Source organism: Vreelandella neptunia, from assembly GCF_022489065.1.
Lineage (GTDB): Bacteria > Pseudomonadota > Gammaproteobacteria > Pseudomonadales > Halomonadaceae > Vreelandella > Vreelandella neptunia_A.
This window is the reverse complement of record NZ_JAKVTW010000081.1, coordinates 1-296: the sequence shown is the minus strand read 5'-3', so window position 1 is coordinate 296 and position 296 is coordinate 1. Positions and strand designations below refer to the sequence as shown.

General features: G+C 66.9%; 1 protein-coding gene. It reads right to left on the bottom strand.

The window, feature by feature from the left end; genetic code table 11:
* Positions 1-248, bottom strand: a 248-nt coding sequence (locus MLE19_RS23870; protein WP_425356829.1) for an Ig-like domain-containing protein, incomplete at its 3' end; no start/stop codon positions are given.
* Between the last annotated feature and the right edge of the window lie 48 nt (positions 249-296).

Below are 296 nucleotides of genomic sequence, written 5' to 3'. Positions count from 1 at the left end.
GTGTCGGTGGCGTCGTAGGGGTTACCGGCGGCGTCTTCACCCGTCACTACGGCGGTGATGTCGCCTGGGGCCAGGTCGGCCACGGCGTCAGCCGGGACGTCAACAGCCCAGGTCTCGCCGTCGTCATTGACGGTGGTCAGGTAGTCGGTGCCGCCAATGGTGACGGTGACGGTGTCACCGGCTTGGGCAGCGCCGCCCACGGTGCCGTTGATGGTCTGGGCTTGCTGGGACTCGGCGTTGTTGATCACGTTGTCACCGCCGAACAGGTCGTCGGCAATGCTGATCGTGGCGTCGGG